Annotated in this window: 29 protein-coding genes and 1 riboswitch; of the genes, 19 read left to right on the top strand and 10 right to left on the bottom strand. The window is 65.4% G+C overall.

Going from position 1 to position 25324, the window contains the following annotated elements; all coding sequences use genetic code 11:
- Positions 1 to 27: 27 nt before the first annotated feature.
- Entirely contained in the window at positions 28 to 1086 is a 1059-nt protein-coding gene (locus tag ACLMAJ_RS06705; protein ID WP_412012631.1) for a DUF4349 domain-containing protein, read from the top strand.
- The gene (locus tag ACLMAJ_RS06710; RefSeq protein ID WP_412012632.1) at positions 1043 to 1273 is read left to right on the top strand and encodes a DUF167 domain-containing protein; all 231 of its coding nucleotides are present in this window, start codon (positions 1043 to 1045) and stop codon (positions 1271 to 1273) included. Before ACLMAJ_RS06705 ends, ACLMAJ_RS06710 begins: the two co-directional genes overlap by 44 nt.
- Positions 1274 to 1327: 54 nt before the next feature.
- On the opposite strand, the gene ACLMAJ_RS06715 is transcribed toward ACLMAJ_RS06710, so the two are convergent.
- The 3 genes from ACLMAJ_RS06715 to ACLMAJ_RS06725 all read right to left on the bottom strand — a co-directional run bounded on the left by ACLMAJ_RS06715 (position 1328) and on the right by ACLMAJ_RS06725 (position 2531).
- Positions 1328 to 1792, bottom strand: coding sequence for a tRNA (cytidine(34)-2'-O)-methyltransferase (locus tag ACLMAJ_RS06715; protein ID WP_412012839.1), 465 nt, complete (start codon positions 1790 to 1792; stop codon positions 1328 to 1330).
- Between the two features lie 77 nt (positions 1793 to 1869).
- Entirely contained in the window at positions 1870 to 2283 is a 414-nt protein-coding gene (locus ACLMAJ_RS06720; protein ID WP_412012633.1) for a type II toxin-antitoxin system VapC family toxin, read from the bottom strand.
- Positions 2280 to 2531, bottom strand: a complete 252-nt coding sequence (locus tag ACLMAJ_RS06725; RefSeq protein WP_412012634.1) for a hypothetical protein — start codon at positions 2529 to 2531, stop codon at positions 2280 to 2282. The genes ACLMAJ_RS06720 and ACLMAJ_RS06725 overlap by 4 nt, the downstream gene beginning before the upstream one ends.
- 42 nt (positions 2532 to 2573) lie before the next feature.
- Here ACLMAJ_RS06725 and ACLMAJ_RS06730 point away from each other — a divergent pair, with 42 nt between their 5' ends.
- The gene (locus ACLMAJ_RS06730) at positions 2574 to 2900 is read left to right on the top strand and encodes a DUF3017 domain-containing protein (RefSeq protein ID WP_412012635.1); all 327 of its coding nucleotides are present in this window, start codon (positions 2574 to 2576) and stop codon (positions 2898 to 2900) included.
- A gap of 72 nt (positions 2901 to 2972) precedes the next feature.
- Here the strand turns inward: ACLMAJ_RS06730 and ACLMAJ_RS06735 are convergent, their stop codons facing one another.
- Positions 2973 to 3620: a nitroreductase family protein gene (locus tag ACLMAJ_RS06735; protein ID WP_412012636.1), complete on the bottom strand. Its 648-nt coding sequence runs from the start codon at positions 3618 to 3620 to the stop codon at positions 2973 to 2975.
- A gap of 69 nt (positions 3621 to 3689) precedes the next feature.
- Here ACLMAJ_RS06735 and ACLMAJ_RS06740 point away from each other — a divergent pair, with 69 nt between their 5' ends.
- The gene (locus tag ACLMAJ_RS06740) at positions 3690 to 4067 is read left to right on the top strand and encodes a winged helix-turn-helix transcriptional regulator (protein WP_412012637.1); all 378 of its coding nucleotides are present in this window, start codon (positions 3690 to 3692) and stop codon (positions 4065 to 4067) included.
- A gap of 48 nt (positions 4068 to 4115) precedes the next feature.
- Here the strand turns inward: ACLMAJ_RS06740 and metX are convergent, their stop codons facing one another.
- From metX to ACLMAJ_RS06755, 3 genes are all read right to left on the bottom strand, one after another.
- On the bottom strand, positions 4116 to 5231 hold the full coding sequence (gene metX, locus ACLMAJ_RS06745) for a homoserine O-acetyltransferase MetX (protein WP_412012840.1): 1116 nt from the start codon (positions 5229 to 5231) through the stop codon (positions 4116 to 4118).
- A gap of 41 nt (positions 5232 to 5272) precedes the next feature.
- Positions 5273 to 6643, bottom strand: coding sequence for a bifunctional o-acetylhomoserine/o-acetylserine sulfhydrylase (locus ACLMAJ_RS06750; RefSeq protein ID WP_412012638.1), 1371 nt, complete (start codon positions 6641 to 6643; stop codon positions 5273 to 5275).
- Between the two features lie 86 nt (positions 6644 to 6729).
- A riboswitch (SAM riboswitch) is annotated at positions 6730 to 6840 on the bottom strand.
- A 51-nt stretch (positions 6841 to 6891) separates the two neighbouring features.
- The gene (locus ACLMAJ_RS06755; protein WP_412012639.1) at positions 6892 to 7629 is read right to left on the bottom strand and encodes a TetR family transcriptional regulator; all 738 of its coding nucleotides are present in this window, start codon (positions 7627 to 7629) and stop codon (positions 6892 to 6894) included.
- A gap of 134 nt (positions 7630 to 7763) precedes the next feature.
- On the opposite strand from ACLMAJ_RS06755, the gene ACLMAJ_RS06760 reads away from it, so the two are divergent.
- From ACLMAJ_RS06760 to ACLMAJ_RS06770, 3 genes are all read left to right on the top strand, one after another.
- Positions 7764 to 9257, top strand: coding sequence for an MFS transporter (locus ACLMAJ_RS06760; RefSeq protein WP_412012640.1), 1494 nt, complete (start codon positions 7764 to 7766; stop codon positions 9255 to 9257).
- Between the two features lie 352 nt (positions 9258 to 9609).
- Positions 9610 to 10827, top strand: coding sequence for an NADP-dependent isocitrate dehydrogenase (locus ACLMAJ_RS06765; RefSeq protein WP_412012641.1), 1218 nt, complete (start codon positions 9610 to 9612; stop codon positions 10825 to 10827).
- A 327-nt stretch (positions 10828 to 11154) separates the two neighbouring features.
- Entirely contained in the window at positions 11155 to 12297 is a 1143-nt protein-coding gene (locus ACLMAJ_RS06770) for an MFS transporter (protein WP_412012841.1), read from the top strand.
- A gap of 62 nt (positions 12298 to 12359) precedes the next feature.
- Here the strand turns inward: ACLMAJ_RS06770 and ACLMAJ_RS06775 are convergent, their stop codons facing one another.
- Positions 12360 to 12956 (bottom strand): TetR/AcrR family transcriptional regulator, encoded by a 597-nt coding sequence (locus ACLMAJ_RS06775; protein ID WP_412012642.1) that lies wholly within the window; start codon positions 12954 to 12956, stop codon positions 12360 to 12362.
- 163 nt (positions 12957 to 13119) lie between these two features.
- Between ACLMAJ_RS06775 and ACLMAJ_RS06780 the strand changes: the two genes are divergently transcribed.
- From ACLMAJ_RS06780 to ACLMAJ_RS06810, 7 genes are all read left to right on the top strand, one after another.
- Positions 13120 to 13734, top strand: coding sequence for a TIGR03086 family metal-binding protein (locus ACLMAJ_RS06780; RefSeq protein WP_412012643.1), 615 nt, complete (start codon positions 13120 to 13122; stop codon positions 13732 to 13734).
- Positions 13731 to 14384 carry a TetR/AcrR family transcriptional regulator gene (locus ACLMAJ_RS06785; protein ID WP_412012644.1) on the top strand — a complete coding sequence of 218 codons (654 nt, stop codon included), beginning with the start codon at positions 13731 to 13733 and terminating at the stop codon, positions 14382 to 14384. Before ACLMAJ_RS06780 ends, ACLMAJ_RS06785 begins: the two co-directional genes overlap by 4 nt.
- Positions 14385 to 14562: 178 nt before the next feature.
- Positions 14563 to 15768, top strand: coding sequence for a lipid-transfer protein (locus ACLMAJ_RS06790; RefSeq protein WP_412012645.1), 1206 nt, complete (start codon positions 14563 to 14565; stop codon positions 15766 to 15768).
- Positions 15769 to 15835: 67 nt separating this feature from the next.
- Entirely contained in the window at positions 15836 to 16270 is a 435-nt protein-coding gene (locus tag ACLMAJ_RS06795) for a type II toxin-antitoxin system Rv0910 family toxin (protein ID WP_412012646.1), read from the top strand.
- A 41-nt stretch (positions 16271 to 16311) separates the two neighbouring features.
- On the top strand, positions 16312 to 17190 hold the full coding sequence (locus ACLMAJ_RS06800) for a MaoC/PaaZ C-terminal domain-containing protein (RefSeq protein ID WP_412012647.1): 879 nt from the start codon (positions 16312 to 16314) through the stop codon (positions 17188 to 17190).
- 81 nt (positions 17191 to 17271) lie between these two features.
- Entirely contained in the window at positions 17272 to 18141 is an 870-nt protein-coding gene (locus ACLMAJ_RS06805) for an SDR family oxidoreductase (protein ID WP_412012648.1), read from the top strand.
- Positions 18142 to 18227: 86 nt separating this feature from the next.
- Complete coding sequence (locus ACLMAJ_RS06810; RefSeq protein ID WP_412012649.1) at positions 18228 to 19544, top strand: acyl-CoA dehydrogenase family protein; 1317 nt, start codon at positions 18228 to 18230, stop codon at positions 19542 to 19544.
- A 66-nt stretch (positions 19545 to 19610) separates the two neighbouring features.
- Here ACLMAJ_RS06810 and ACLMAJ_RS06815 read toward each other — a convergent pair whose 3' ends face one another.
- A complete protein-coding gene (locus tag ACLMAJ_RS06815) occupies positions 19611 to 20480 on the bottom strand; it encodes an alpha/beta fold hydrolase (protein ID WP_412012650.1) in 870 nt (289 codons plus the stop codon).
- A gap of 68 nt (positions 20481 to 20548) precedes the next feature.
- Between ACLMAJ_RS06815 and ACLMAJ_RS06820 the strand changes: the two genes are divergently transcribed.
- The 3 genes from ACLMAJ_RS06820 (at position 20549) to ACLMAJ_RS06830 (ending at position 22429) form a co-directional block, all read left to right on the top strand.
- The gene (locus ACLMAJ_RS06820) at positions 20549 to 21328 is read left to right on the top strand and encodes an exodeoxyribonuclease III (RefSeq protein WP_412012651.1); all 780 of its coding nucleotides are present in this window, start codon (positions 20549 to 20551) and stop codon (positions 21326 to 21328) included.
- 85 nt (positions 21329 to 21413) lie between these two features.
- Entirely contained in the window at positions 21414 to 21917 is a 504-nt protein-coding gene (locus tag ACLMAJ_RS06825) for a ribonuclease domain-containing protein (protein ID WP_412012652.1), read from the top strand.
- Positions 21917 to 22429, top strand: a complete 513-nt coding sequence (locus tag ACLMAJ_RS06830; protein WP_412012653.1) for a barstar family protein — start codon at positions 21917 to 21919, stop codon at positions 22427 to 22429. The genes ACLMAJ_RS06825 and ACLMAJ_RS06830 overlap by 1 nt, the downstream gene beginning before the upstream one ends.
- 23 nt (positions 22430 to 22452) lie before the next feature.
- Here ACLMAJ_RS06830 and ACLMAJ_RS06835 read toward each other — a convergent pair whose 3' ends face one another.
- Positions 22453 to 23082, bottom strand: a complete 630-nt coding sequence (locus tag ACLMAJ_RS06835; protein WP_412012654.1) for a TetR/AcrR family transcriptional regulator — start codon at positions 23080 to 23082, stop codon at positions 22453 to 22455.
- Between the two features lie 160 nt (positions 23083 to 23242).
- Between ACLMAJ_RS06835 and ACLMAJ_RS06840 the strand changes: the two genes are divergently transcribed.
- Positions 23243 to 24175: an oxygenase MpaB family protein gene (locus tag ACLMAJ_RS06840; protein ID WP_412012655.1), complete on the top strand. Its 933-nt coding sequence runs from the start codon at positions 23243 to 23245 to the stop codon at positions 24173 to 24175.
- Between the two features lie 21 nt (positions 24176 to 24196).
- Positions 24197 to 25231 (top strand): tryptophan--tRNA ligase, encoded by a 1035-nt coding sequence (gene trpS, locus ACLMAJ_RS06845; protein WP_412012656.1) that lies wholly within the window; start codon positions 24197 to 24199, stop codon positions 25229 to 25231.
- The last annotated feature ends 93 nt before the right edge of the window (positions 25232 to 25324 follow it).

Raw genomic sequence — 25324 nt, forward strand, 5'->3', positions numbered from 1 at the left:
CTCACCGCAGCGGCTACTCTTTCGATCATGCGCAAGCTTGCTGTCGTGTTGACCGGCCTGCTGGGTTTGACGTTGCTCGTCGGGTGCGGTGACGACGACAGCGGGAGCTCGGCCCGAGGTGGTTCGTCCATGGCCACCGCCGCCGCACCCGCGATCGCGCCGCCGGGTTTTCGCGAACAGACCCCAGTTCCGAAGCAGGACAACCGAGGTCAGGGCAGCGAGCCGATCACGCTGCGGAAGGAAGTTGTCACCGGCAGCGTTTCCCTCACCGCGGGTGACCCGGTCGGTGTTGCGGGCAAGGTCGCCGATCAGGTGCGACTGCTCGACGGCCGCGTCGATAGCCGCAGTGAACAGCCCGGGACCGACGACATCGACCCGAGCGCGACACTCACCGTGCGAGTGCCTGCGGACAAGACCGACAAGTTCATCGATGTCCTCGGCGACCTCGGCCGTATCACCCAAGTGAGCACCAACCGGGACGACGTCACGATGCAGTGGCAGGACCTGGACGCCAGGATCAAGGCGCTGCAGACCACGGTCGACCGGTTGCGCGCGCTCATCGCCGGAGCAAGCAATACCGCCGATCTCATTGCCGCGGAAAACGCGCTGTCGAGCCGTCAGGGTGAACTCGACAGCCTGACCGCGCAGAAGCGCCACCTCGACGATCAGGTCGCGCTGTCCACACTGACCATCGACATCACCACCGCGGACAAGAAATCCGACGACGGCCCGAGCAATTTCTGGGATGGCATCGTCTCGGGTTGGCACTCGCTGGTGGATTGGTTGAAGGACGCGGTCGTCTTCACCGGCAAGGCGGTTCCGTGGCTCGGCTTCCTCGTGGTGATCGTTGCCGTGGTCTGGGGCATCGTTCGCATCGTGCGACGGCCGCGTAAGGAAACAGGTGCCGCGAGTACGACACCTGCTACCACTACGGCGGGCGCCACGACCGCGGAAGAATCGGCTGCGCAGAAGGAATCGGCCGCCGAGACGAAATCGGCACCCGAGCCGGACACATCGAAGGCCGCCGGGACGGGAGCGGCAGGTGCCGACAGTGGTAAGGGCGACGATAAAACCCAACAGCCGTAAAGGCCCGCTCGTCGAGACCCTCGACGACGGCACCCTTCAGCTGTACGTCCGCGCCCCCGCCGTCGAAGGCAAGGCGAACAAGGCCGCCATCGAACTTCTCGCCGACCACTACGGCGTCCCCAAGAGCGCGGTCCGCCTCGCCGCGGGCGCAACCTCCCGCCTCGAGCGCTTCGAGGTCGACCTCTGAAACACGCTCCCGTGCGGCACTTCTCGATGTGCCTGGGTGTCGCCGACGAGGCGTTCACACACCCCCGGGAAAACCGAGCTGCCGCCAAGCCTCGTACACGGTGACCGCGGCCGCGTTGGACAAGTTCATCGACCGGTGCCCCGGCAGCATCGGGATGCGCAACTGCGCGGTGATGTGCGCGTCGGCGAGCACCTCGTCGGGCAGGCCGGACGGCTCGGTGCCGAACAAGAGCACGTCACCTTCGCGGTACGCCACATCGGTGTAATGCGTCTCGGCATGCGTGGTGAACGCGAACACCCGCTCGGGCCGCAGTGCTTTCCATGCCGCCGCCAAATTCGCATGCACGGTCACCGAAGCCAGATCGTGGTAATCCAACCCGGCCCGCCGCAGCTTCGACTCCGAAAGGTCGAACCCGAGCGGTTCGACCAGATGCAGCTCACACCCGGCCCCGGCGACCAGCCGAATCGCGTTGCCGGTATTCCCCGGGATGGCGGGCTCATGGAACATCAATCGGAACACCATGCCAGTCAATCAGGTGCTGGCAAAGCCGCGTTGTCGGCGTCGCCGTTGCCAGCCGCAGAATCAGCGGAGTCCGGTTAGTCGGGTAGCAAGCGGAAAGGTTCCCGGCGGCGACAGCGGACGGCGCTGAAGTGCCGTCGGTCCAGGGTCGCGACTTCGCCTACGTCGAGGCGCTCCGCGACGGCGATGACAGACGCATCGACGGCCCCCAGTGGGAAGTCCGCGTATTTCCGGACAAGCTCGGCCATCCGCAGGAGATCGGCCTGGGTGAGATCAACGAGCTTGATCTCGTCGTTTGCGATCGACTCCAGGAATGTGGCCTCGGCCTCGGGCCCGACGCGGGTCTCTAAGAAATAGCAGACTTCTCCGAGCACCGGGCTCGGTATGAGCAGCGGTCCGGGATGTCGCTCGAGCAGGTCCAAGCAACGCCGATGGTCCGCGTCGTTGCTATTGAGTATGGCAACGAGTGGCCCTGTGTCGCAGACGATCACTCGGCTTTCCTACTACGCTCCTCGCGGAAGATTTCCTCCGACCTGGCGGCCAGATCTGATTCGGCGTGCATCAAACCCGCGAAGGAAAGCCGCCTCCGCCGTTCGCCGGTCAGTTCGCTCGTCGCGCCCCGCCCGGCGGAGTCGGTGACGACCAACTGCAGCGCGACAGCACGTAGCGCATGTGCTTGGTCCGGAGTGAGCCGGTCGACGAGGCTGTGCAGATCGTCGTAGTCGTGCGCTGCGGTCATGACTAGATTCTAATCAATCGATTGCATTCTAGAATTGAAGTCATGACCGATGTGGATGCCTCTGCCGCCGAACGGCAGTCCGGTACTAGCCGGGGTAAGCAGTTCCTGCGCTGTCATCTGCCGATGGTGATCGTGGCCGTGGTGATCGTGCTTGCGGTGATCTTCGTGGCCTCGGACCGGTGGCGTCGCGGTGCGCTGTTCTTCGGCGGTGCCGCCCTGCTCGCGGCGGCCTTCCGGCTATGCCTGCCGACCGCGCGCGTCGGCCTGCTCGCGGTGCGCAGCAAGCCTTTCGACGTCGCCACCTTGAGCCTGCTCGGCACCTTGATCGTCCTCATCGCCGCAACGATCAACACCCTCGGTGTCGGCTGACGGGTGCATCAACTCGCGTAAGTACTCGCCCGCACCGATGTGGTGGCGCGGGCGAGCGCTCCTCGGCCGATGTCACCGGTCCGCGGGATACCGTTCGGTGAATACGGTGTGCTCGCGCGGGCGGCGACCGGGGTGCGGCGGGGCGGCGTCGCTGTAGCCGACGGCGACCATGACCGTGATGGCGAGGTCGGGGCGATCGTCGATGCCGATGGCTTTTTTGACCAGGTCCGGGTCCCAGCCGTTCATCGGCGCTGAGGAAAGGCCGAGGCTGGTGGCGGCGAGCATGGTGTAGGTCGCCGCGATCATCGCGTTCTTCACGGCGTTCTCGCGGATCAGTCCGCGCTGTCGCAGCGAGTGGAATTCGGTGCGGGAGTCGAACATCGCAGTGAACTCCGCGTCCCATGCGCCGTTGCGGCCCGCGAGTTCGGCGATGTCGGCATTGCTCGACTCCCACGCCGCGGTCTCGGCGACGAAGACGAGCACGACCGGCGCCTCCAGTGGCTGCGGCTGGCCGAAGGCGGCGTTCGACAGGTCGCGGCGCCCGGATTCGCTGGTCACCACCACGATCGAACGGTCCTGCATATTCCAGGCTGTCGGTGCCTCGACGGTCAGATCCAACAGTTCGTCGAGCAGTACCTGTGGGACCTGATCGGGGCGGTAATGGCGGGTGGTGCGTCGGGTCCGGATAGCTTCGGGAACCGAAAGTGTCTGTGCTTTCATAATTCTTACTATCGGAGAGTTACTCTCCAATGGGAAGACGGCACTTAAAAGTGCGTTACACTCGGAAAAATGAGTACGATCCATGAGGCCAGTGGTCTGCCTGCCGATGTCTACTCGGCCAAATGCCCGACCAGGCAACTTCTCGACCATGTCGCGGGCAAGTGGACAGTGCTGATCGTCGACGCGCTCGCCGACGGGACGATGCGCTACACCGACTTGCACCGTCGCATCGATGGCGTCTCGCAGAAGATGCTGACGCAAACGTTGCGCCAGCTGGAAACGGATGGATTTGTCACGCGCACAGTGCATCCCACCATTCCGCCGCGCGTCGACTACGACCTGACCGAGCTCGGCCACAGCCTGCGCACCCCGATCGCGGCGCTGCGCGAGTGGATCGAGACCAATATCAATCGCGTTGAGCAGGCAAGGCGTATCGCGGCGAGCTGAGGGCAGGCCTCGAGAGCAGGGTGTTCGCCCTGCTCCCAGGAGTGGGTCTCAGTCGGCCTCGCGGTGCACCCTGGCAAGCCGCATCGTCTCGGTCAGCAGCTTCGACACCGCGGCCGCCTCGGTGAGGAAGCCGTCGTGGCCGTCACGTGAATGCACGATCTCCAGCCCGTCGCAGCCGGGCAGCCCGTCGGCCAACTCCTGCTGGGTGCGCAGCGGATACAGCCGATCGGAATCGACGCCGCCCACCACGCACGGCACCGGCGTCGCGGCGAGCGCGGCCTCGATGCCGCCGCGCCCCCGCCCGATGTCGTGCCTGTTCATCGCCTCGGTGAGCAGCACATAGGTAGCCGGATCGAAACGGCTACAGAGCTTGCTCGCCTGATGATCCAGATAACTCTGCACCGCGTAACGGCCGCCGCGCCTGGGATCCTCGTCGCCCTGTGCGCTGTTCTCGAACCGATGGTCGAGCTCGGACTCGGTCCGATACGTCAGGTGCGCGATGCGCCGTGCGATGCCCATGCCGACCATCGGCGCGCGATCGGTGTCGTGATAGTTGCCGCCCTGCCAGTCGGGGTCGGCCTTGATGGCGGCGATTTGCGTTGTCTGCGTGCCGATCTGGTCGGCGGTCGCGCGCGCGCCGACGGCGAGCACCAGTGCCGCAGCGACCCGATCCGGTGCGCCGACCATCCACTCCAGCACCCGCATGCCGCCCATGGACCCGCCGACAACGGCGGCGAGCCTTTCGATGCCGAGCAGGTCCATCAGTGCTACTTCCGCATGCACCTGATCTCGGATCGAAACGTCGGGAAACCGTGCACCCCAAGGCTTTCCGTCCGGAGCCAGCGAGGTGGGACCGGTACTGCCCTTACAGCCGCCGAGCACGTTGGTCGCGATGACACACCACTCGTCGGTATCGAGCGGCGCGCCCGGGCCGACCATGCCGTCCCACCAACCCGGTAGCTGATGGATGTCGTCCGGACGGCCGATCACATGCGAGTCGCCGGTCAGCGCGTGTTCGACGAGCACGACGTTGTCCAGCGTCGGGGAGAGCTCACCCCAGCGCTGCACGGCAAGGTGCACGTTGGGGACAGCCGCGCCGTTCTCCAGCCGCACTTCCCCGATGGCGATCATGCCGAGGCGCCCGTCCGGCGGTGGCAGGGCCACCGCCGACGCGGATCGCACGGTACTCGGTTCGGCGCTCACGCTCACGTCGCTACCGCCGCGAAACCGGCGCGTAGATCGGCAAGGATGTCGTCGATTCCCTCGATGCCCACCGCCAACCGGACCAGCCCCGGCGTGACACCGGAGGTCAACTGCTCCTCGGGTGTCAGCTGTGAGTGCGTGGTCGAGGCGGGATGGATCACGAGAGAACGCACATCACCGATGTTAGCGACATGGCTGTGCAGGGCTAATGCGTCAACGAACTTCTTGCCCGCATCGACACCGCCGCTCAGTTCGAACGCGATGATCGCGCCGGGCCCCTTGGGTGCGAGCTGTTTGGCGCGCTCGTGCCACGGTGAGGACGGCAGGCCCGCGTAGGCCACCGACTCGACGCCGGGCTGCGTGGTCAGGAACTCGGCCACCGCCTGCGCGTTGGCGACATGCCGCTCGATGCGCAGGCTCAGCGTCTCGACGCCCTGGCTGATCAGGAACGCGTTGAACGGCGATACCGCAGCGCCGAGGTCGCGCAGCAGCTGCACGCGCGCCTTGAGCGCGTAGGCGGGCGCGCCGAGATCGGCGAACACGACACCGTGGTAGCTCGGGTCAGGGGTGGTGAAGCCGGGGAACCGCGCCTGGCCGTTCTCATCACGGACAGCCCAGTCGAACGCCCCGCCATCGACGATCACGCCCGCGACCGCCGTGCCGTGGCCGCCGAGATACTTCGTCGCCGAGTGCACGACGATGTCCGCGCCGTGCGCGAACGGCTGGATCAGGTACGGGGTCGCGACGGTGTTGTCCACGATCAGCGGCAGTCCGACCGCGTGTGCGATGTCCGCTATGCCGCGAATATCGAAAATGGCGCTGCTCGGGTTGGCGATGGTCTCGCCGTAGAACGCCTTGGTGTTCGGCCGGATGGCCGCTCGCCACTGCGCCAGGTCGTCGGGGTCGGCCACGAAGGAGACCTCGATGCCGAGCTTGGGCAGCGTGTAGTGGAAGAGGTTGTAGGTGCCGCCGTACAGGTGCGGGCTGGAAACGATGTGATCACCGGCCGAAGCCAGGTTGAGGATCGCGTAGGTCTCCGCGGCCTGCCCTGAGGCGAGCAGCAGCGCGGCGACACCGCCCTCGAGGGCGGCGATGCGCTGCTCGACCACGTCCTGGGTCGGATTCATGATCCTGGTGTAGATGTTGCCCGGCTCGGCGAGACCGAACAGCGCCGCCGCGTGATCGGTATCGCGGAAGGCGTAGGAGGTGGTCTGGTAGATCGGGAGGGCACGTGCGCCGGTGGTCTCGTCGGGGGCCTGTCCCGCGTGGACCTGCTTGGTCTCGAAGGACCACTGCGTCGGATCGGACTGAGCAGCCGGATCGGACGGAACGGTCGGATCGATATCGGCTGCGGACGCGATGGGGTCACTCATGTCTTGCTCCAAAAGGGTTGTTCGCCAGAACTACTTGCTAACGGGGTGGGGGCGACGGACAACAACACATTGGGGGTACCTCCTGAAGTGCGCGCTTGCTCTCGGCTTTCGAGAGCCCGGTCATCACCCGGAGCACCCCACCGCTGCTGGAGGGTTGCCGTCCAGCAAGCCGGGGCTTCGCGCTGGCACTCATGACCTGATCGGCATCATAGCTGGCGGTCGGGCGATGATCGAATCTGCTGCCGAACTCAGTGGGTTTCGCTGGCCTGGGGGATACAGACGATGCGCACGAACTCGTCGTAGGTCGAGAGGAACGCGGCGCGGCCCGCCATGGCCGCGGCCGTCGGGTCGCCCTCGTCGAACATCTCGACCGAGCACTCCATACCGAGCTGCCCGATCAGCTGCCAGGCGCCGACGATCAGCCGCACCTGCACCGATTCGGGTTCGGTGTGGAGTCGTTCGGCGATCACCTCGGCGATCGCGATGGACTTGTGGTCGGCATGTTCGAGGCTGCGCGCACTGACCGACGGGCTGCTGCGCAGGATGCGCTGCATTTGCTGGAACTGCCGGAACGAGACCAGCTCATCATTTCCGTCGATCGCGCGGTCGATGGTCCGCAGGAAGGCTTGACGCAGCGTATCCAGCTCGTTGCCGGTCACAGGGAGTCCGCGCAGAGTTTCGGCGACAGTGGCGCCGAAGTCTTTGATCGGGCCGAGGACGATGTCCTCTTTGCTGTCGAAGTAGCGGTTGATCGTGCGCGGCGATATGTCCGCGGCGTTGGCGATCTGCTCGACAGTCGTGGCATCGAAGCCGCGCGCGTCGCAGAGGTCGAGTCCGACCTCGATGATGCGCAGCCGCGTCTGCTGCTTCTTGCGCTCACGCAGGCCGGCGGGCACCGGGTTCGCGGCATGGTCCTGGTTCGCCTCGGCGCTGGCAGGGGAGTCCGCTGCGGCGCTCGCGCCGGTCGGCGTTGATGACTCGAGCATTCTGCCATTCTATCGCAATCGGGCCGTTTTGTGTCGTTAGCAGCCAAATGTCGTATTGCGACATTTTTCCCTTGACGACAAATGTCTGATGATGACAAGATGATCGCACTACTTCGAGTTACGAGGAGAGCACGATGACCGAGACTGCGACAGCGGTGGACGTTCCCGAAAAGCAGAGCAGTTCGGCGCGTTGGTTGGCCCTGGGGGTGATCGCATTGGCCCAGCTCATGGTGGTGCTGGATGCCACCATCGTCACCATCTCGCTGCCATTCGCGCAACGTGATCTCGATATCAGTGATGGCAACAAGCAATGGATGCTGACCGCCTACACGCTGATCTTCGGTGGCCTGTTGCTGCTCGGCGGTCGCCTTGCCGACTACCTCGGCAGGCGTCGGATCTTCATTGTCGGCCTCATCGGATTCGCCGCGGCCTCCGCGCTTGCCGGGCTCGCGCAGAACGGCGCCGAGTTGTTCGCGGGCCGCGCGCTTCAAGGTGCGTTCGCGGCTTTGCTTGCGCCCGCGGCACTTTCGCTGTTGTCGGTGACCTTCACCGAGGCCAAGGAGCGCGCGACCGCGTTCGGTATCTTCGCCGGAATCTCGGCGGGTGGAGCGGCACTGGGCCTGATCGCGGGTGGCGCACTCACCGAGTACGCCTCCTGGCGTTGGTGCCTGCTGGTGAACACCCCGATCGCGATCCTGGCCCTGCTCGGCGCGCTGGCGTTTGTGGCGAAGGACATACCGACTTCGCGCACCGGCGGCTACGACGTGCCGGGCGCGTTCACCGTCACCCTCGGACTGATCGCCATCGTGTACGGCTTCAGCCGCGCCGCCGACGACGGCTGGCTGGCGGGCAGCACCCTCGGGCTGCTCGTCGTGGGTGTCGCACTGCTGATCGCGTTCGTCGCGATCGAGCGTCGCTCATCGAATCCATTGCTGCCGCTGCATATCCCGGGTGAGATCAACCGTGGTGGCGCATTCCTCGCCGCGCTGCTCGTCCCGATCGCAATGTTCGCGATGTTCTTGTTCCTGAGCTACTACTTCCAGGTCACGCTCGGCTACTCGTCGCTGAAGGCCGGATTCGCCTTCCTGCCCTTCCCCGTCGGAATCGCGGTCGGCGCGGGCGTCACCAGTGCGCTGCTGCCGAAGATCGGCCCGCGTCCGCTCATGCTCGTCGGCTCGGTGCTCGGCGTCCTCGGTCTGCTGTGGCTCGCGCAGCTGAGCTTCGGCGACAGCTACGCGGTGAGTGTGCTGCCCGCTCAGGTGCTGATCGCGCTCGGCATGGGCCCGCTGTTCGTCGGCATGCAGACCGTCGCGCTGCATCAGGTCGAGGAAGCGGACTCGGGTGTGGCCAGTGCGTTGCTCAACGCGGCGCAGCAGGTCGGCGGCGCGGTCGGTACCGCTCTGCTGACCACCATCTCGGTGCAGACGGCCAAGTCGTTCGCCGAGGGCAATTCGACGCTCGACAATCTGGTCGCCCGTGCCTCGATCCACAGCTACGACGTGGCCTTCTATGTCGGTGCGGGTTTCTTCCTCGCCGCCGTCCCCGTGATCGCGTTCATGATCAGGGACAAGCCGGAGAACCTGATCGAGGGCTCGGAGGACGGGGCTCGGGTCCACGTCGGGGTCTGAGATCTTCCTCTCACGACAAACGAAGTCCGCGTATCGCATCCGCTCGGGTGGGGTACGCGGGCTTTTTTTCGGCTTGCCGTGGTGACGGCCGCTACGCCTCGGTTGCCATCGGCGTGCGAGTGACCCGAGCCACTCATTACCTACTTGCCGGTAACTATTTCGGGCGCACAAAATCGGGGGGCTGCCCGAGCGGCGAGATTATTAGCAGCAGTACGCTTGTCTTGTTTGCACCACACGTCTCGCGGACAACGCGGGGCATATACGTTGTCTGTTGAAACAGCTGGGGTCCGCTCACAAGCGTTTTCGCCTGGCCGTGCAATGAGGGCACCATCCTAGGAGGACACGAAGATCCATGTCCAAAATCAAGGTTGAAGGCACTGTCGTCGAACTCGACGGCGACGAGATGACCCGGATCATCTGGCAGTTCATCAAGGACAAGCTGATCCATCCGTATCTCGACCTGAATCTCGAGTACTACGACCTCGGCATCGAGTACCGGGACAAGACAGACGACCAGGTCACCATCGACGCCGCCAACGCCATCAAGCAGCACGGCGTCGGCGTCAAGTGCGCCACCATCACCCCGGATGAGGCGCGCGTCGAAGAGTTCGGCCTGAAGAAGATGTGGCGGTCGCCCAACGGCACCATCCGCAACATCCTCGGCGGCACGATTTTCCGCGCCCCGATCATTATCTCGAACGTCCCGCGCCTGGTGCCGGGCTGGACCAAGCCGATCATCATCGGCCGTCACGCCTTCGGTGACCAGTACCGCGCCACCGACTTCAAGGTCTATGAGGCGGGCACCGTCACGCTGACCTTCACACCGGAAGACGGCAGCGAGCCGATCCAGCACGAAGTCGTGAAGATGCCCGAAGCGGGCGGCGTCATCATGGGGATGTACAACTTCAAAGAGTCGATCATCGATTTCGCGCGAGCCTCGTTCAACTACGGCCTGCAGCAGAACTATCCGGTGTATCTCTCCACGAAGAACACCATCCTGAAGGCCTACGACGGCATGTTCAAGGACACCTTCCAGGAGGTCTTCGACGCCGAGTTCAAGACCCAGTTCGACGCGGCGGGCCTCACCTACGAGCACCGGCTGATCGACGACATGGTCGCCTCCTCCATGAAATGGGAGGGCGGCTACGTCTGGGCCTGCAAGAACTACGACGGCGACGTGCAGTCCGACACGGTCGCGCAGGGCTTCGGCTCGCTCGGCCTGATGACCTCGGTGCTGCTGACCCCGGACGGCCGCACCTGTGAGGCCGAGGCCGCACACGGCACTGTCACCAGGCACTACCGTCAGCACCAGCAGGGCAAGCCGACCTCGACCAACCCGATCGCGTCGATCTTCGCCTGGACCCGCGGCCTCGAGCATCGTGGCAAGCTGGACAACACCCCCGAGGTGATCGGCTTCTCGCAGACCCTCGAGGACGTCGTCATCAAGACCGTCGAAGGCGGCCAGATGACAAAGGACCTGGCCGCGCTCGTCGGCGGCGACCAGGGCTACCTCACCACTGAGGAATTCCTCGGTGCGCTCGACGCCAACCTGGCCCGCGCACTGCGTTAGAGACTGTGGATACCGGCGCCGGAACCTTCCGGCGCCGGCGCGACATACGGGCACCCGCACCCTGCTGTCGGCGACTGCTTGCAGATCGCCGGAATCGGCCAGAGGTACGGGTGCCCGCACTGTTTTCCGGAGTCGCTCGGCGACTGCCCGAATAGGGTACTTGCGGGATGCCGAACTCGATTTCTTTGTGCTGACGTGGGCGAACTCACGTCGGCTCGGGAAGCGGAACCTGGTGGCCGACGGTTACATGGATACGTGACCAGTACCGTAGCCGCGCCGCCCACCGCACTTGTCGAGGCCGAGCGGACGGATTGGCATATTCCGGCGATGCTCGCGCTCGCGCTCGGCGGGTTCGGGATCGGGACGACCGAATTCGTCACGATGGGTTTGCTGCCAGATATCGCGAGTGCCATGGGTGTGTCGGAGCCGACGGCCGGGCATGCGGTGTCGGCATACGCGCTCGGCGTCGTCGTCGGTGCTCCACTGATCGCCGCATTGTGCGCGCGGGTGCCGCGCAAGCGACTGCTTATCGTGCTGATGGTGGCGTTCACCATCGGAAATGTTTTGACCGTAATCGCGCCGAGCTTCGAAACCCTCGTGGTCGCGCGGTTCCTTGCCGGTCTGCCACACGGCGCATATTTCGGCGTGGCCTCGCTGGCCGCCGCGACCCTCGCCCCGGTAGGGCAGCGGGCCAAAGCTGTAGCCGCGGTTATGCTGGGGTTGAGCGCCGCCAACGTTGTCGGCGTTCCTAGTGCCACTTGGCTCGGCCAGCATCTCGGCTGGCGCAACGCTTTCGTCGTGGTCGCGGTGATCGGATTGGCCACCGTGGCCGCCTTGATTCGCTACGTGCCGGAGCTCACCGGCTTCCGGACCACCAACCCGATGACCGAACTCGGCGCCCTGCGTCGCCCGCAGGTCCTGCTGACCCTGCTCGTCGGCGCGGTCGGCTTCGGCGGCATGTTCGCCGTCTACACCTACATCACCACCACCCTCACCGATGTCTCCGGTATGCAAGCGGGGCTGGTCCCGCTGGTGCTCGCGCTGTTCGGCGTCGGGATGGTGGTCGGCAACATCATCGGCGGCGTGCTCGCCGACCGTGGCGTCGACCTCGCCATCTTCGCCGCACTCGTTGCGATGGTCGTCATCCTCGCGGGATTCATTGCCGCCGCGCACAATCCGTACACCGCCGGTCTCGGTGCCTTCTTCATCGGCGCATCCGGCGCGGCACTGGCCCCCGGCCTGCAAACTCGCCTGATGGATGTCGCCGCCGACGCGCAAACCCTCGCCGCCGCCCTCAATCACGCCGCCCTCAACATCGCCAACGCCGCGGGCGCCTGGCTGGGCGGCCTCGTCATCGCCGCGGGCCTCGGCTACACGGCTCCCGCCACCGTCGGCGCGGGTCTCGCGGTACTAGGCGTCGTGCTGTTCACTTTCACCGTCTGGACCTCCCGCCGCACCCAGCCCTCCTGAGCCTTCCGTCGTGACGGCTGGGCATGGCCGCACGCAGCGCGGGAAGCTTGCCACCCGAGCGGTCAGCCGGTGTGATTCGGCCGGTTCGTCGCGGTGAGCAGGCGATCGACAAGTGTGTCCACATACTCGGCCGTGAGGGGTCCGGTTCCGAACAAGGTGCGGGTGTACATCGGAGCCAGGATGAAGTCGACGACTTCGAGGACCTCAGGGACCTTCTCGTCGCGGGCGACCGCGCTGGCGAGCATCCGCTGGATCTGCTCGCCGCGTTCGGAAAGGAAGCGGTCGCGCGTTTGTGCCCCAGCCTCGCCGGTATCCAAGAGCGCCAGAATGGTTCGAAGGAAGGCCAGTCCATCGGGACCGCTCACGTCGGCGGCGGCTTTTGCCGCGTAGGCCCGCAGGTCTCCGTCGAGGGTTCCGGTGTCGGGCATCGAGGATTGGCTGGTCAGGCGGTCGATGGCCAGGTCCATGGCCAGCGCTTCCAGGTTGCCCCAGCGGCGGTAGATGCTCGTATCGGCGACACCCGCCCTGGCCGCCACCTCCGCGACCGTGAAGTTTCCGTAGCCACGTTCGGCGGCCAACTCGGTGACGGCCTTGTGCACTGCCGCCCGGACACGGGCGCTGCGGCCGCCGGGGCGACGGACGCGGGATTGGTCATCCATGTCGAACATCTTAACGCAGCGCACGCTTGCGTTTATGGCGGCGGGGCGCTAATCTCGCATTAACGCCGCTACAAACTGCTTTTAGGATCGCAATGAACCGCTCTTCTTCCCTGGGCGGTCCTGGACCAATCCTCTTGGCCGCCAACACTTTCTGGAGCGAGACATGAATGCCATGATCAACCGCATCGACCGGGCAATCGATATGACGGCCGTTATTGTCGAAGCTGTTCCCGCCGACCGTATGAACGCGCCGACGCCGTGCCTGGAATGGGATCTGCGCGAGCTGCTCAATCACCTGGTCGGTGGGATGAACATCTTCGCGGCGCAACTCCATGGCGTTGACCCGGGGCGCGATCATCACGACGACTGGCTCGGGGCCGATCCCCATGGCGCCTATATCGACGCCGCCATCACCGACCGTGCGGCATGGCATCGCCCCGACGCGCTCGAGCGGACGGTGCGCCTCGGCTTCGGTGCGGTTCCCGGTTCGCTCGCCGCGATCATCCACCTCACCGAACTCGTCGTGCACGGCCTCGATATCGCTGTCGCCTCGGGCCTGGAGGATCTCCTCGACCAGCGACTCTGCGAGGAATTGCTCGCGATCATGCACGGGATGGACTTCGATAATTTCCGCCGCCCCGGCATGTTCGGGCCGGAATGTGCCGCCGCACCGGAGGCTGCCGCCCACCTGCGGTTGCTCGCCTACGTCGGTAGAAGCGGGCTCGTCGCATCGGTTGAACATACAGATCTGTATGTAAGTGTAGAATCGCCGGAATGACCAGCCCCGTAGCGCCCAAACAGCAGCGCCGTACGCAGGAGCAGCGTAGCAGTGAGATGCGCACGCGCCTGCTCGATGCGACGATCGACTGCCTGGTCGAATACGGGTACGCGGGGACGACGACACCACGCGTCGCGGAGCGGGCGGGTGTTACCCGTGGCGCCCAGGTTCATCATTTCGGATCCAAGACCGACCTGGTCGTCGCGGCCATCAGCCACCTTGCCCAGCTGCGCGCGGAGACGGCGATGCGGGAGATGGTCAAGGTCGAGGGTGGCGACGATCCGGTCGCGGTGGCGCTGGAGTTCCTGTGGGAGCTGCATCAGGGGCCGCTGTTCATCGCGACCGTCGAGCTGTGGGTGGCGGGGCGGACCGATTCGGTGCTCGCCTCCGCGATGGAGAAGGTCGAGCCGTTCGTCAACAACGCGGTGCTGATGGCCGTCGCACGGTTCGTGCCGGATGAGATGCGCCGCAAGGAGACTCGCGATTTCATCTACACCGCCATGGACGCGCTGCGCGGCATCCTGGTGTCGAACTTCATCGATCCGGACCGCGAGCGGGCACACCGTCGTTGGCAGCGGGCCTCGGTGCACCTGCGTCAGATCGCCTCCGCGGCGGTGGCCGCCGCGCTCACCGAGCGTGCGGCCCGATAGCCGGTAGCTACGCGGCGCGAAGCGCAACGTGTAGTCCTCGAGGGTTTCCTTCGCCGCGGCGATCCCGTCGGAGTTCGTCGAGCGGATGTATTCGCAGGTCGACCGGACGGCCTTGCGTCATTACATACAGCTCTGTATGTTTGTTTTTGATCGAGGCGCACACTATGTGAGGAGTTCGATGGCGAACAAGGTCTACGTCGTCGGCGTCGGCATGACGAAGTTCGAGAAGCCGGGCCGTCGCAAGAACGAGGACGGCAGCGACTGGGACTACCCGGACATGGCCCGCGAGTCGGGCACCAAGGCGCTCGCCGATGCCGGAATCGACTACCGCGAGGTCGAGCAGGCCTACGTCGGGTACGTCTACGGCGAATCCACCTCCGGGCAGCGCGCGGTCTACGAACTCGGCATGACCGGTATCCCGGTGGTCAACGTCAACAACAACTGTTCGACCGGCTCCACCGCGCTCTACCTTGCGGCACAGTCGATTCGGGGCGGGCTCGCGGAGTGCGCGCTGGCACTCGGATTCGAGAAGATGCAGCCCGGTTCGCTCGGTTCCACATGGGACGACCGCGAGCAGCCGATGGCCAAGCACATCATGGCGCTCGCCGAGATCTCCGAAGTGCTCTTCCCCGTCGCGCCGTGGATGTTCGGCGCCGCGGGCCGCGAGCACATGAAGCAATACGGCACCACCGCGGAGCATTTCGCGAAGATCGGGTACAAGAACCACAAGCACTCGGTGAACAATCCGTATTCACAGTTCCAGGACGAGTATTCGCTCGACGACATCCTCGGCTCGCGAATGATCTACGCCCCGCTCACCAAGCTGCAATGCTCGCCGACCTCCGACGGTTCCGGCGCGGTCATCTTGGCCAGCGAAGACTTCGTGAACAAACACGATCTCGCCGCGCAGGCGGTGGAGATCGTCGGCCAGGCGATGACCACCGACTTCGCCTCCACCTTCGACGACACCGCCAAGAACCTGATCGGCTACGACATGAATGTCCGAGCCGCGCGCAAGGTTTACGAACAGGCCGGGCTCGGCGCCGAGGACTTCCAGGTCATCGAGCTGCACGACTGCTTCTCCGCCAACGAGCTGCTGCTCTACGAAGCACTCGGTCTCTGCGGCGAGGGCGAAGCGGGAAAGCTCATCGACGACGACCAGACCACCTACGGCGGCAAGTGGGTCGTGAACCCCTCCGGTGGTCTGATCTCCAAGGGACACCCCCTTGGCGCAACGGGTTTGGCGCAGTGCTCCGAGCTCACCTGGCAGCTGCGCGGCACCGCCGCCAAGCGTCAGGTCGACAACATCACCGCCGCGCTACAGCACAACATCGGCCTCGGCGGTGCCGCGGTCGTCACCGCATACCAGCGCGCCGACCGCTGATCTGATCATTCGCCCCGCGAAAGTCGGGGCACACCTACAGCTTTCATCACTCGACGAGGAGTAAACCATGGGCCACATCGAAGCAACCAAGGATGTCGAGGCCACCCCCGACGCACTGTGGGCCGTCGTCTCCGACCCGAACAGCTGGGAGAAGTGGTTCACCATCCACGAGCGCTTCATGGAGGAGCCGCCCGCCGTCCTGACCGAAGGCGCCAAGCTGGTCGCGAAGATCGTCATGCTAGGCATGGCGAACAAGCTGGAATGGACGGTCGTCTCTGTGCAGCAGCCGAGCAGGCTCACCCTCGGCGGCACCGGAATGGCAGGTGTGAAGACCGAATTCACCTTCGACATCCAGCCAAAGGGCGAGGGCAGTACCATCCTGGTCTCCGGTGACTTCGAAGGCGCACTGATCAAGGGCGCGCTCGGCAAGGCGGTCGAGAAGGACGGCCTGAAGCAGCTGGACAAGTCCCTCGAGCAGCTCGACGCGCTGGCCTCGGTCTGATCTCGAATCCAGGCGAGGCAAGCCGAACGAAGGAGAGCGCGATGACAGCGAAAGCCGCCGCGACCCGGTTGGTGGAGTTCGACGACAGCGGACTCGAAACATGGTGTGACGATGAACGATTCGAGGTGGTTCAGGAGCGGATCGCGCAGTACGCGGCCGCGACCAACGATCCGATCGACGCACACCTGGCAGGGAAGGTGGCCTCGCCGATCTTCGGCATCGTGCCGGTCTTCGAGGCCATGATGATGCCCGTCATCGACGTGGCGCCGATGGACATCTTCGGCCGAGTCGTGCACGGGGAGCAGGATTTTCACTTCCATCGCGCGATCCTGCCCGGAGACCGGCTGGTCTCACGGGCCAAGGCGACCGGCTACACCAGCCGCTCGAACGGCACCGCCATCACCATCCTCGTCGAATGCCGCACCGAGGAAGGCGAGTTGGTCAACGAGCAGTATCTGACCGCCTTCTTCCGCAATATCGACGCCGGTAAGACGGTCGGTGCGGGGGCGCCCGCGCACAAGTTCGACGAGAACCTGCGGGCTCAGGACCCGGTCGCGGTGGTGCCGCAACATGTCGACCTCGACCAGACCTTCCGCTACGCACCGGCCTCCGGTGATCCGGTGCCACTGCACCTGGACAAGCAGGTTGCCGAGGACGCTGGGCTGCCCGGCATCATCGCGCACGGCCTGTGCACCATGGCTTTCGCTTCGTGGGCCGTGCTCACCGAGGTCGCGGGTTCGGATGCGCACCGGCTGAGGCGATTCGCGGTGCGCTTCGCCAAGATGGTCTTCCCCGGTGACGATCTGGAGACCCGGATCTGGAAGGTCGGCTCGGCCGGCGGCATGAGCACCTACGCCTTCGAAACCGTGCGCGGCGAGGACGTCGTGCTCAGCGACGGTCTGGCGGAAATCGCGGACTGACCAAGCGATTGCGGCTTCGACCGGAATCGCTGGGGGACAAGCGGATACCGAATGGCGGGGGACGAGGACAGGAGGCACTCCATGGGTGCATTAGAAGGACGGGTCGCCGTCATTACCGGCGCGGGCCGCGGCATCGGCCGTGAGCACGCCCTGCTGTTCGCCCGCGAGGGCGCGGCGGTCGTCGTCAACGATCTCGGCGGCAGCAACGACGGTGAAGGCACGGATGTCGGCCCCGCGCAGGACGTCGCGAACGAGATCGTCGCCGCAGGCGGTAAGGCCGTCGCCAACACCGACAACGTCGCGACATGGGATGGCGCGAGGAACCTCATTGAGCTGGCGGTTTCGGAGCTCGGTGGGCTCGACATCGTCATCAACAACGCGGGCATCCTGCGTGACGGCTTCATCGCCGGTCTCGAGGAGTCCCAGTGGGATGCCGTCGTGGCCGTGCATCTCAAGGGTCATGCCGCGGTGCTGCATCACGCCGCCGCGTACTGGAAGGCGCAGTCCAAGGCGGGCAACCAGCCCAATGCCGCGGTCGTCAACACCGCGTCCGCCTCGGGTGTCACCGTGCCGAACGCCGGTCAGGCCAACTACGGCGCCGCCAAAGCGGGGATCGCGGCGCTGACCCTGGTTGCCGCCGATGAGCTGGAACGCTACGGCGTGCGCGTCAACGCGATCGCGCCGATCGCCCGCACCCGGCTCACTCTCGCCACTCCCGGCATGGGCGCCATCCTTGGCGTCGAGGTCGAGGATGGCGAATTCGATTCCTTCAGCCCGGCCAATATCTCGCCGCTGGTCGCCTACCTAGCCTCGGACAAGTGCCAGGTCACCGGCAAGGTTTTCGCGGTTCAGGGCGAAGCCATCTCTGAACTGGCAGGCTGGCATGACGTGAAGACCATCGAGACCGAGGGCCCATGGCTCATCGACGATATCGCCGCCCGGCTGCCCTGACTTACGGAACTCACCTGCGCCTTCGCTCCGGCCGTGCGCGGGCTGAGGACGGACTGCGCTCAGCTGATCACATTAGGAGAACGACGATGTTCGAATGGTCCGAGACCGACGAGATGATCCGCGAGGCGGTGCGCGCCTTCATCGACAAGGAGGTCCGGCCGAACCTCGACGCGCTCGACAGCGGTGCGATGTCGCCGTATCCCATCATCCGGAAGCTGTTCAGCGCCTTCGGCATCGACGCCATGGGCGGCGAAGCGATCGAGAAGTTGCTCGCGAAGCAGCGCACGCGCGAAGCCGCGATCGCGGCAGGCGAGCCGCTACCGGAGAAGACGGAGAAGTCTTCCGGCGGTAGCCCGTTCGCTGGTCAGGAATCGATGATGGCGGTGCTGATCGGGGAGCTGTCCGGTGTCTGCATGGGCATCGTGACCGCACTCGGTGTCAGCATCGGTCTCGGTGCGACGACCATCATGTCGCGTGGCACGCTGGCACAGAAGGAGCGTTGGCTCGCTGACATCGTGACCTTGAAAAAGGTTGCGGCCTGGGCGATTACCGAGCCCGACTCGGGTTCGGATGCCTTCGGCGGCATGAAGACCTACGTTCGGCGCGACGGCGAGGACTACATCCTCAACGGCCAGAAGACCTTCATCACCAACGGTCCCTTCGCCGATGTGATGATTGTCTACGCGAAGCTCGATGAGGGCGAACGCAGCATCGCGCAGCGATCCGATGAGGGGTGGGGGTCGGGCGACGGGCGGGCAGGCGTCGACAAGCGCGACCGCAAGGTGCTCACCTTTGTCCTAGACACGGGCATGGATGGTCTCACCCAAGGCAAGCCGTTCAAGAAGATGGGACTGCACGCCTCACCGACCGGTGAGCTGTTCTTCGACAACGTCCGGCTGGCAAAGGACCGATTGCTCGGCGAGACCGAGGAGCACAAGGGTGGCGACGGCAGGGAAAGCGCGCGCTCCAGTTTCACCGCCGAACGCATCGGCGTCGGCTTCATGGCACTCGGCATCATCAACGAATGCCATCGGCTGTGCCTGGATTACGCCAAGAACCGCAAGCTGTGGGGCCAGGAGATCGGACGCTTCCAGTTGGTTCAGCTCAAGCTGGCCAAGATGGAGATCGCCCGAATGAACGTGCAGAACATGGTGTTCAACACGCTGGAGCGGGGCAGGGCGGGCAAGTCGCCCACCCTCGCCGAGGCCTCTGCCATCAAGCTGTACGCCTCCGAGGCCGCCACCGAGGTGGCCATGGAAGCGGTGCAGCTGTTCGGCGGCAACGGCTACATGACCGAATATCGCGTGGAACAGCTCGCCCGCGACGCGAAGTCGCTGATGATCTACGCGGGCAGCAACGAGATCCAGGTGACCCACATCGCGAAGGGCCTGCTGGCCCAGTAGGCATCTCGACCCGGGTGCGTGACCACGGCCGCGCCCCCGGGCGTTGACCTGTGAATATCTGCCGATTCAGACCGCTCGCAGGTGGGAGCGGCTGGCGTAGATGTGTTCGGCGATGAGGGTGGCGATGCGGTCGGGGGCTTCCAGCATCGGGACGTGGCCGACGCCGTTGACCAGGATGCGGTCGGCGGAGTCGGGGAGTTCCCTCAGGAAGCGGCGGGCGTAGACGCGATTGGGGATCACCCGGTCGTATTCGGCCATCAGCAGGCGCACCGGGGTGGTGAGGGTGGCGAGGTTATCCAGCGCGGGGGCCCGCAGGTTGCCGATAATGAAGGGCAGCATGGCGTCGCAGTGCAGCACCGCCGCGATAATCGCGGCGATATCGCGGCGGGGAACCGCCGAGGCGTTCTTGCTCAGTGCCAGCAGCGCGAATCGTTGCGTGAGTATGTTGTGCACCGCGAAGTCGCCGAGGCGTTTGCCGATTTCGACGATCGGAACCAGTGACAGGAACTTCAAACCGACCCGCAATTGGGTGAGCGACGGTGAGTTCCAGCCGCCCGCGGGCGCGATCGCGGTGAGTGTGCGCGCCCGGCCGCGTCGGGCCAATTCGAAGCCGACCCAGGCGCCGAGTGAGTTGCCCGCAATGTGGCAGGTGCGCCATCCGAGCTCGTCGAGCTGGTCTTCGATCCGGTCGGCCAGGGTGTGCACATCCACCGACCAGCCGTCCACCGGGCCGCCACCCCAGTGCCCGGCGAACGCGGGCGCGAACACCTCACAGTTCGAGGACAACCGGACGGCCACCTGTTCCCAACAGTGCGGCGACAGCAGGAAGCCGTGCAGCAACAGCACCGGGTCGCCGGAACCCAGGTGCAGGGCTTTGATCGGCTGGGGAGTGGTCGCGGACTTGGCGACGGAGGACGTGGCGGTGTGAGACGTCATCGTCGACACCCCTTCCTGGACGGCAGTGTCCGGGGAAATTCATCTGACCAGCATTGTACGGTCGGTAGGTGCCGACCATCATCGCAACCGTCAACGTCAATGGGGTTCGTGCCGCAGCGGGCAAAGGCATGCTCGCCTGGCTCGCGGCCACCGAGGCCGACATCGTCTGTCTACAGGAGACCCGCGCCACCGACGAGCAGACCAGAGCGGCGCTGGCGCCCGCACTTGCCGACGGCTGGTCGCTGGCCCTTGCCGAACCGGAGGCCAAGGGCAGGGCCGGTGTCGGCATCCTGTCGAGGCGTGCGCCGCAGGAAGTGCGAATCGGCTTCGGCAGCAAGGAATTCGATGCCTCCGGCCGCTATCTGGAGGCCGACTTCGACGACGTCACCGTGGCCAGTGTGTATGTGCACTCCGGTGATGTCGGTACCCCGCGCCAGGACGAGAAGTACCGCTTCATGGCCGAGCTCGGCGCGTATCTGACCGGCCGCGGCGGTGAATTCGTGGTGAGCGGCGACTGGAACATCGCACCGTCGGAGCTCGACATCAAGAACTGGAAGGGAAATCTGAAGTCGGCAGGATTCCTGCCGCAGGAGCGCGCCTGGATCGACGAGCTGCTCGCCGCGGGCTATGTCGACGTGGTGCGCAGGCTGCATCCGGGAGTAGAGGGGCCTTACAGCTGGTGGTCCTACCGTGGCCGCGCCTTCGACAACGACTCGGGCTGGCGCATCGACTACCAATTGGCCCGCGGCGACCTGGCCGCAAGGGCCAAGCAAGCCGTCGTCGAGCGGGCCGCCGCCTACGATCAGCGCTGGTCCGACCACGCGCCGGTCACGGTGCAGTACCGATGAGCGACCGGAACATGTGCCTCGACGCTTTTCTCGCGGATGGACCCGGTGTGCGCCGCGAATCCGTTTCGACCGGTGGGTGGCGGCGATGATCGCGGGCAAGCGAAGCAGCTTCACAGTGTTCGGCGTTCTGGCCGTGCTGCTGGCGGTCGTCGGGCTCATCGCGCTCAATCGTGGCGGCGACGGTGGCTCGGTTCTCGGTTCGGCGACCACAACGGCCCGCAGCGCGACCGCGGCCGAACCGCCGGTCGGCAGTACCGCGACACCACTGCTCGGCAGGACCACCGCACCGGTGGCCGCACGCGCTCCTGGCGTGCCCGACCGCGCGTACGTGACCCTGGTGGAGATCGACGCTGGCCGCTGGCCCGGCTCGGCGAACGCGCAGGGCACCAAAGGCGGTGATCGGTGGATGAACCGTGGCGGCACCCTGGCCGCCAAGGACGCCGCGGGCAGGTCGATCACCTACCAGGAATGGGACGTGAACCCCAAGCAGCGCAACCGATCTCGGGACGCCGAGCGCATCGTCACCGGCAGTGACGGCTCCGCTTGGTACACCGGTGACCACTACGAGTCCTTCACGAGGATGCGCTGATGACCGAGCCGATCCCGTTGTCGCAGTTTCTCGCCCGCCCGGGCAGCGCCGAATCCGGCACATCCCGGCGCACCGCCCGACCGGCTGCACGTCGAGCGTCCCTGCCCGCGCTCGGCGCGCTCGCCGTCGACTCCGCCGAGCTGAGCGCGCTGCGTTATCGTGCCCCGTCGGGCTATGTGGTGCGCGAACTGCGCGGTCCGAAGATGACTACCACCGGTGGTGTCTTCGACGAGTTCGCCGCCGCTTTCCAGTTCCCCTACTACTTCGGCGAGAACAAGGACGCCTTCGACGAATGTCTGCGCGACTTGGATGATTTCGTCGGCGAGGCGGCCGGATATGTTGCGGTGGTCCGAGATTCGGCTGATCTACTTGTCGATCAGCCCGCTGAGCGCGATTGGTTCGTCGAGGCCGTAAACGACTGTGCCGACTACTGGTCGAAACGGGACATCGCCTTTCGGGTGATTCTCCAAGGCGAGCAGGTGTTTACGCAGGCAGTGCCTTTGATGCTCTGACCCGAGCTCCGCAAAGGTCTCGGCTATGTCAGTCGCCGCGCGAGGTCTTCGCCGAGCAATACGAAGACATCGGTTGTGTGCTCGATGAGCTCGTCGCGAGTCAGCGGCAGGTCGTCCTGTAGCCAGGCGGTCATGGTTTGGACGAGTCCGCCGACGAGATAGGTCGCGCGGAAGTCGATCAGCGGATCCGGCGGGTCGGCGACGCCGTAGAAGTCGATGCCCTCGGCGGCGACGAGTCGAGCGAAGACGCGCACCGTGTGGTTGGTCCTGGCGCGCAGTTCCGGTGTCGCCATGCCCGCGACGAGCGCGACCTTGGCCTTGCGCGGGTCATCGGTGAGTAGATGGATTCCCGCGGTGATCGCGGCGTGCGCTTTGCCGCGAGTGTCCGGTGGCGCCGCCCGCAACGCCGTGACGATCGCGCCCGCCAATTCCTCGGCGATCCCGTCGATCAGCGCGGTCAGAACCGCGTCGCGGCTTTCGAAGCTCTCGTAGTAGTACCGCTCGTTGAGCCCGGCCTGCGCGCACAGCCCTGAGACGGTGAGTTTGGCGAGGCCGTCGGTGCCGATGATCTCGAGCGCGGCGTCCAGCAGCGCCACGCGCCGCTGCGCGCGCCGCTCGTCCGCGGAGATGCCGCCGTAGGTCCGCTGTGCCACCGCTCGATTCTGTCAGTGTCGGATCGGTCGCGCGGCAACCAGTGCCGGATCGGCAGAGCTTCGGTAGGGAATCTGCCCGGTCACAATTCTGGCATGGGGCATTGCCAGAATTGACATTCTGGTGGATGCTGTTGCCAGATGGCTCGACGAGGAGGCACCAATGTCCGCACCCGGTTATTTCGCCGACAATTCCATGGCACGTCGGGTCATGAGCAAGCGCGCGGTCGGCCTCACCTATGGGCAGCGGGCCCTCGTTGTCGGTGCCGTCCACCCGCTGCTCTACGTCGGGACCGCGGAGAACACCGAGCACCGGCTGACCCCATACGCCCGGCTCGCGCTCACCGGCAAACTGTTCGAGGCGGTGTTCCTCGGCAGCAAGGCCGAAGCGGACCTGGCGCTGGCTTTCACTCACAAGAAGCATGGCAAGGTGCGCGGGGCGCTGCCGGAAGACGCGGGTTCGCACTACCCTGCTGGCACCGGCTACTCCGCGGCCGACCCGCATTTGATGTTCATGACGATGGCATTCACCTTCGATTCCGCCGAGGTCATGTACGACCTGCTTGTCCGTCGGCTGACCGACGGCGAACGCGAGGCGCTCTACCAGGACTACGTGCGCTGGGCCGAACTTTTCGGCATGCCGCGCGAGGCTGCGCCGGGTAGCTACCCGCTGTTCCGCAAATACTTCGACACCTATCTCGGCTCCGATGAGCTGTTCCTCACCGACGAGGCCAGGCTGGTCGGCTCATATCTGGCCGGGCAGCGGGTGCCGTATCCGCAGCGAATGCCGTTGCAGCAGGTCACCTCCGCGTTCTTCCTGCTGGTGCAGGGCAGTCTGCCGCCGCGGATCCGCGACATGTACGGCATGCGATGGGGGATACCCGAGCAGCTCGCCTACCGCACGCTTGCCCAGGCCGTCCGTGCCGCGCATATCGCACCGCCACTGGTGCCGCCGGTATTGCGCGGCACCCTGGCAGGGCCGAGCGCACCGGTCTACAAGCTGGTTTCCCGGCGCGAACACGAATTGGCGCGCACCGGGCGCCCGAGTATGCCCGGCGTCGATCCGCGGAACTGGGCGGCTCGAAATTCCGCTTGATCAGCGTGCGAAGATCGGAGTATGTCCAGTCCTGCGCAGACGACCCCGGCCGCCGAACGCAAACAGCGGGTGCTTTCCGGGATCCAGCCGACCAGCTCCTCCTTTCATCTCGGCAACTACCTTGGGGCGCTCCAGTACTGGGTGACCATGCAGGACGATTACGACGCGCTGTACTTCATTCCCGATATGCACGCGATCACGGTGCCGCAGGAGCCGAAGGAGCTACGCGCACGTACGAGGGGAGCCGCCGCGCAGCTGCTCGCGCTCGGTATCGACCCGAAGCGCTCCACCCTGTTCGTGCAGAGCCAAGTGCCCGAGCACGCCGAGCTGACCTGGGTGCTCAGCTGTCTCACCGGGTTCGGCGAGGCGAGCAGGATGACCCAGTTCAAGGACAAGTCGGTCAAACAGGGCGCGGAGAACGCGACCGTCGGCCTGTTCACCTACCCGGTCCTGATGGCCGCCGACATCCTGCTCTACCGCCCGCATCAGGTTCCGGTCGGCGAGGACCAGCGCCAGCATCTGGAACTGACCCGAAACCTGGCCCAGCGCTTCAATACTCGGTTCAAGAAGACCTTCGTAGTGCCGGAGGCGCACATCACCAAGGGCACCGCCAAGATCTACGACTTGCAGGACCCGACCTCGAAGATGAGCAAGTCGGCCTCCTCCGACGCCGGGCTGATCGGTCTGCTCGATGACCCGAAGGTCACCGCCAAGAAGATCCGCTCCGCGGTCACCGACACCGAACGCGAGATCCGTTATGACCCGGAGCTGAAGCCGGGTGTCAGCAACCTGCTGGTGATCCTGAGTTCGTTGAGCAGCACGCCGATCGTCACGCTGGAAAAGGACTACGAGGGCAAGGGCTACGGCGACCTGAAGTCCCATGTCGCCGACGCGCTGGTCGAATTTGTCACGCCGTTGCAGGCCAAGGTGGGAGAGTACATGTCGGATCAGGGCGAACTCGACCGTATTCTCGCCGCCGGTGCCGAGCACGCGCGAGAGATCGCCGGCAACACCCTCGCGCAGGTATACGACCGGGTGGGCTTTCTGCCCCGCTGAGCCGTGGTGTCCGCCGCTGGCGACTGCTTGCAGGTCGGTGGAACAACACTGCTCGCAGGTCGGTCGAAACAACACGAGGTCTCTGTGAAGGGA

It is taken from the genome of Nocardia arseniciresistens, assembly GCF_046764875.1.
In the GTDB taxonomy this organism is placed as follows: Bacteria; Actinomycetota; Actinomycetes; order Mycobacteriales; family Mycobacteriaceae; genus Nocardia; species Nocardia arseniciresistens.

Excerpts from the sequence above, each read along its gene's own strand:
- ACLMAJ_RS06770 (WP_412012841.1), top strand. The coding sequence starts at position 11,155 with ATGCTCGCGCTCGCGCTCGGCGGGTTCGGGATCGGGACGACCGAATTC.
- ACLMAJ_RS06825 (WP_412012652.1), top strand. The coding sequence starts at position 21,414 with ATGATCGCGGGCAAGCGAAGCAGCTTCACAGTGTTCGGCGTTCTGGCC.
- ACLMAJ_RS06725 (WP_412012634.1), bottom strand. The coding sequence starts at position 2,531 with ATGACCGCAGCGCACGACTACGACGATCTGCACAGCCTCGTCGACCGG.
- ACLMAJ_RS06705 (WP_412012631.1), top strand. The coding sequence starts at position 28 with ATGCGCAAGCTTGCTGTCGTGTTGACCGGCCTGCTGGGTTTGACGTTG.
- ACLMAJ_RS06785 (WP_412012644.1), top strand. The coding sequence starts at position 13,731 with ATGACCAGCCCCGTAGCGCCCAAACAGCAGCGCCGTACGCAGGAGCAG.
- ACLMAJ_RS06815 (WP_412012650.1), bottom strand. The coding sequence starts at position 20,480 with ATGACGTCTCACACCGCCACGTCCTCCGTCGCCAAGTCCGCGACCACT.
- ACLMAJ_RS06805 (WP_412012648.1), top strand. The coding sequence starts at position 17,272 with ATGGGTGCATTAGAAGGACGGGTCGCCGTCATTACCGGCGCGGGCCGC.
- ACLMAJ_RS06755 (WP_412012639.1), bottom strand. The coding sequence starts at position 7,629 with ATGCTCGAGTCATCAACGCCGACCGGCGCGAGCGCCGCAGCGGACTCC.
- ACLMAJ_RS06840 (WP_412012655.1), top strand. The coding sequence starts at position 23,243 with ATGTCCGCACCCGGTTATTTCGCCGACAATTCCATGGCACGTCGGGTC.
- ACLMAJ_RS06775 (WP_412012642.1), bottom strand. The coding sequence starts at position 12,956 with ATGGATGACCAATCCCGCGTCCGTCGCCCCGGCGGCCGCAGCGCCCGT.
- ACLMAJ_RS06810 (WP_412012649.1), top strand. The coding sequence starts at position 18,228 with ATGTTCGAATGGTCCGAGACCGACGAGATGATCCGCGAGGCGGTGCGC.
- ACLMAJ_RS06750 (WP_412012638.1), bottom strand. The coding sequence starts at position 6,643 with ATGAGTGACCCCATCGCGTCCGCAGCCGATATCGATCCGACCGTTCCG.
- ACLMAJ_RS06800 (WP_412012647.1), top strand. The coding sequence starts at position 16,312 with ATGACAGCGAAAGCCGCCGCGACCCGGTTGGTGGAGTTCGACGACAGC.
- ACLMAJ_RS06830 (WP_412012653.1), top strand. The coding sequence starts at position 21,917 with ATGACCGAGCCGATCCCGTTGTCGCAGTTTCTCGCCCGCCCGGGCAGC.
- ACLMAJ_RS06765 (WP_412012641.1), top strand. The coding sequence starts at position 9,610 with ATGTCCAAAATCAAGGTTGAAGGCACTGTCGTCGAACTCGACGGCGAC.
- ACLMAJ_RS06780 (WP_412012643.1), top strand. The coding sequence starts at position 13,120 with ATGAATGCCATGATCAACCGCATCGACCGGGCAATCGATATGACGGCC.
- ACLMAJ_RS06760 (WP_412012640.1), top strand. The coding sequence starts at position 7,764 with ATGACCGAGACTGCGACAGCGGTGGACGTTCCCGAAAAGCAGAGCAGT.
- ACLMAJ_RS06790 (WP_412012645.1), top strand. The coding sequence starts at position 14,563 with ATGGCGAACAAGGTCTACGTCGTCGGCGTCGGCATGACGAAGTTCGAG.
- ACLMAJ_RS06795 (WP_412012646.1), top strand. The coding sequence starts at position 15,836 with ATGGGCCACATCGAAGCAACCAAGGATGTCGAGGCCACCCCCGACGCA.
- ACLMAJ_RS06735 (WP_412012636.1), bottom strand. The coding sequence starts at position 3,620 with ATGAAAGCACAGACACTTTCGGTTCCCGAAGCTATCCGGACCCGACGC.
- ACLMAJ_RS06740 (WP_412012637.1), top strand. The coding sequence starts at position 3,690 with ATGAGTACGATCCATGAGGCCAGTGGTCTGCCTGCCGATGTCTACTCG.
- trpS (WP_412012656.1), top strand. The coding sequence starts at position 24,197 with ATGTCCAGTCCTGCGCAGACGACCCCGGCCGCCGAACGCAAACAGCGG.
- ACLMAJ_RS06730 (WP_412012635.1), top strand. The coding sequence starts at position 2,574 with ATGACCGATGTGGATGCCTCTGCCGCCGAACGGCAGTCCGGTACTAGC.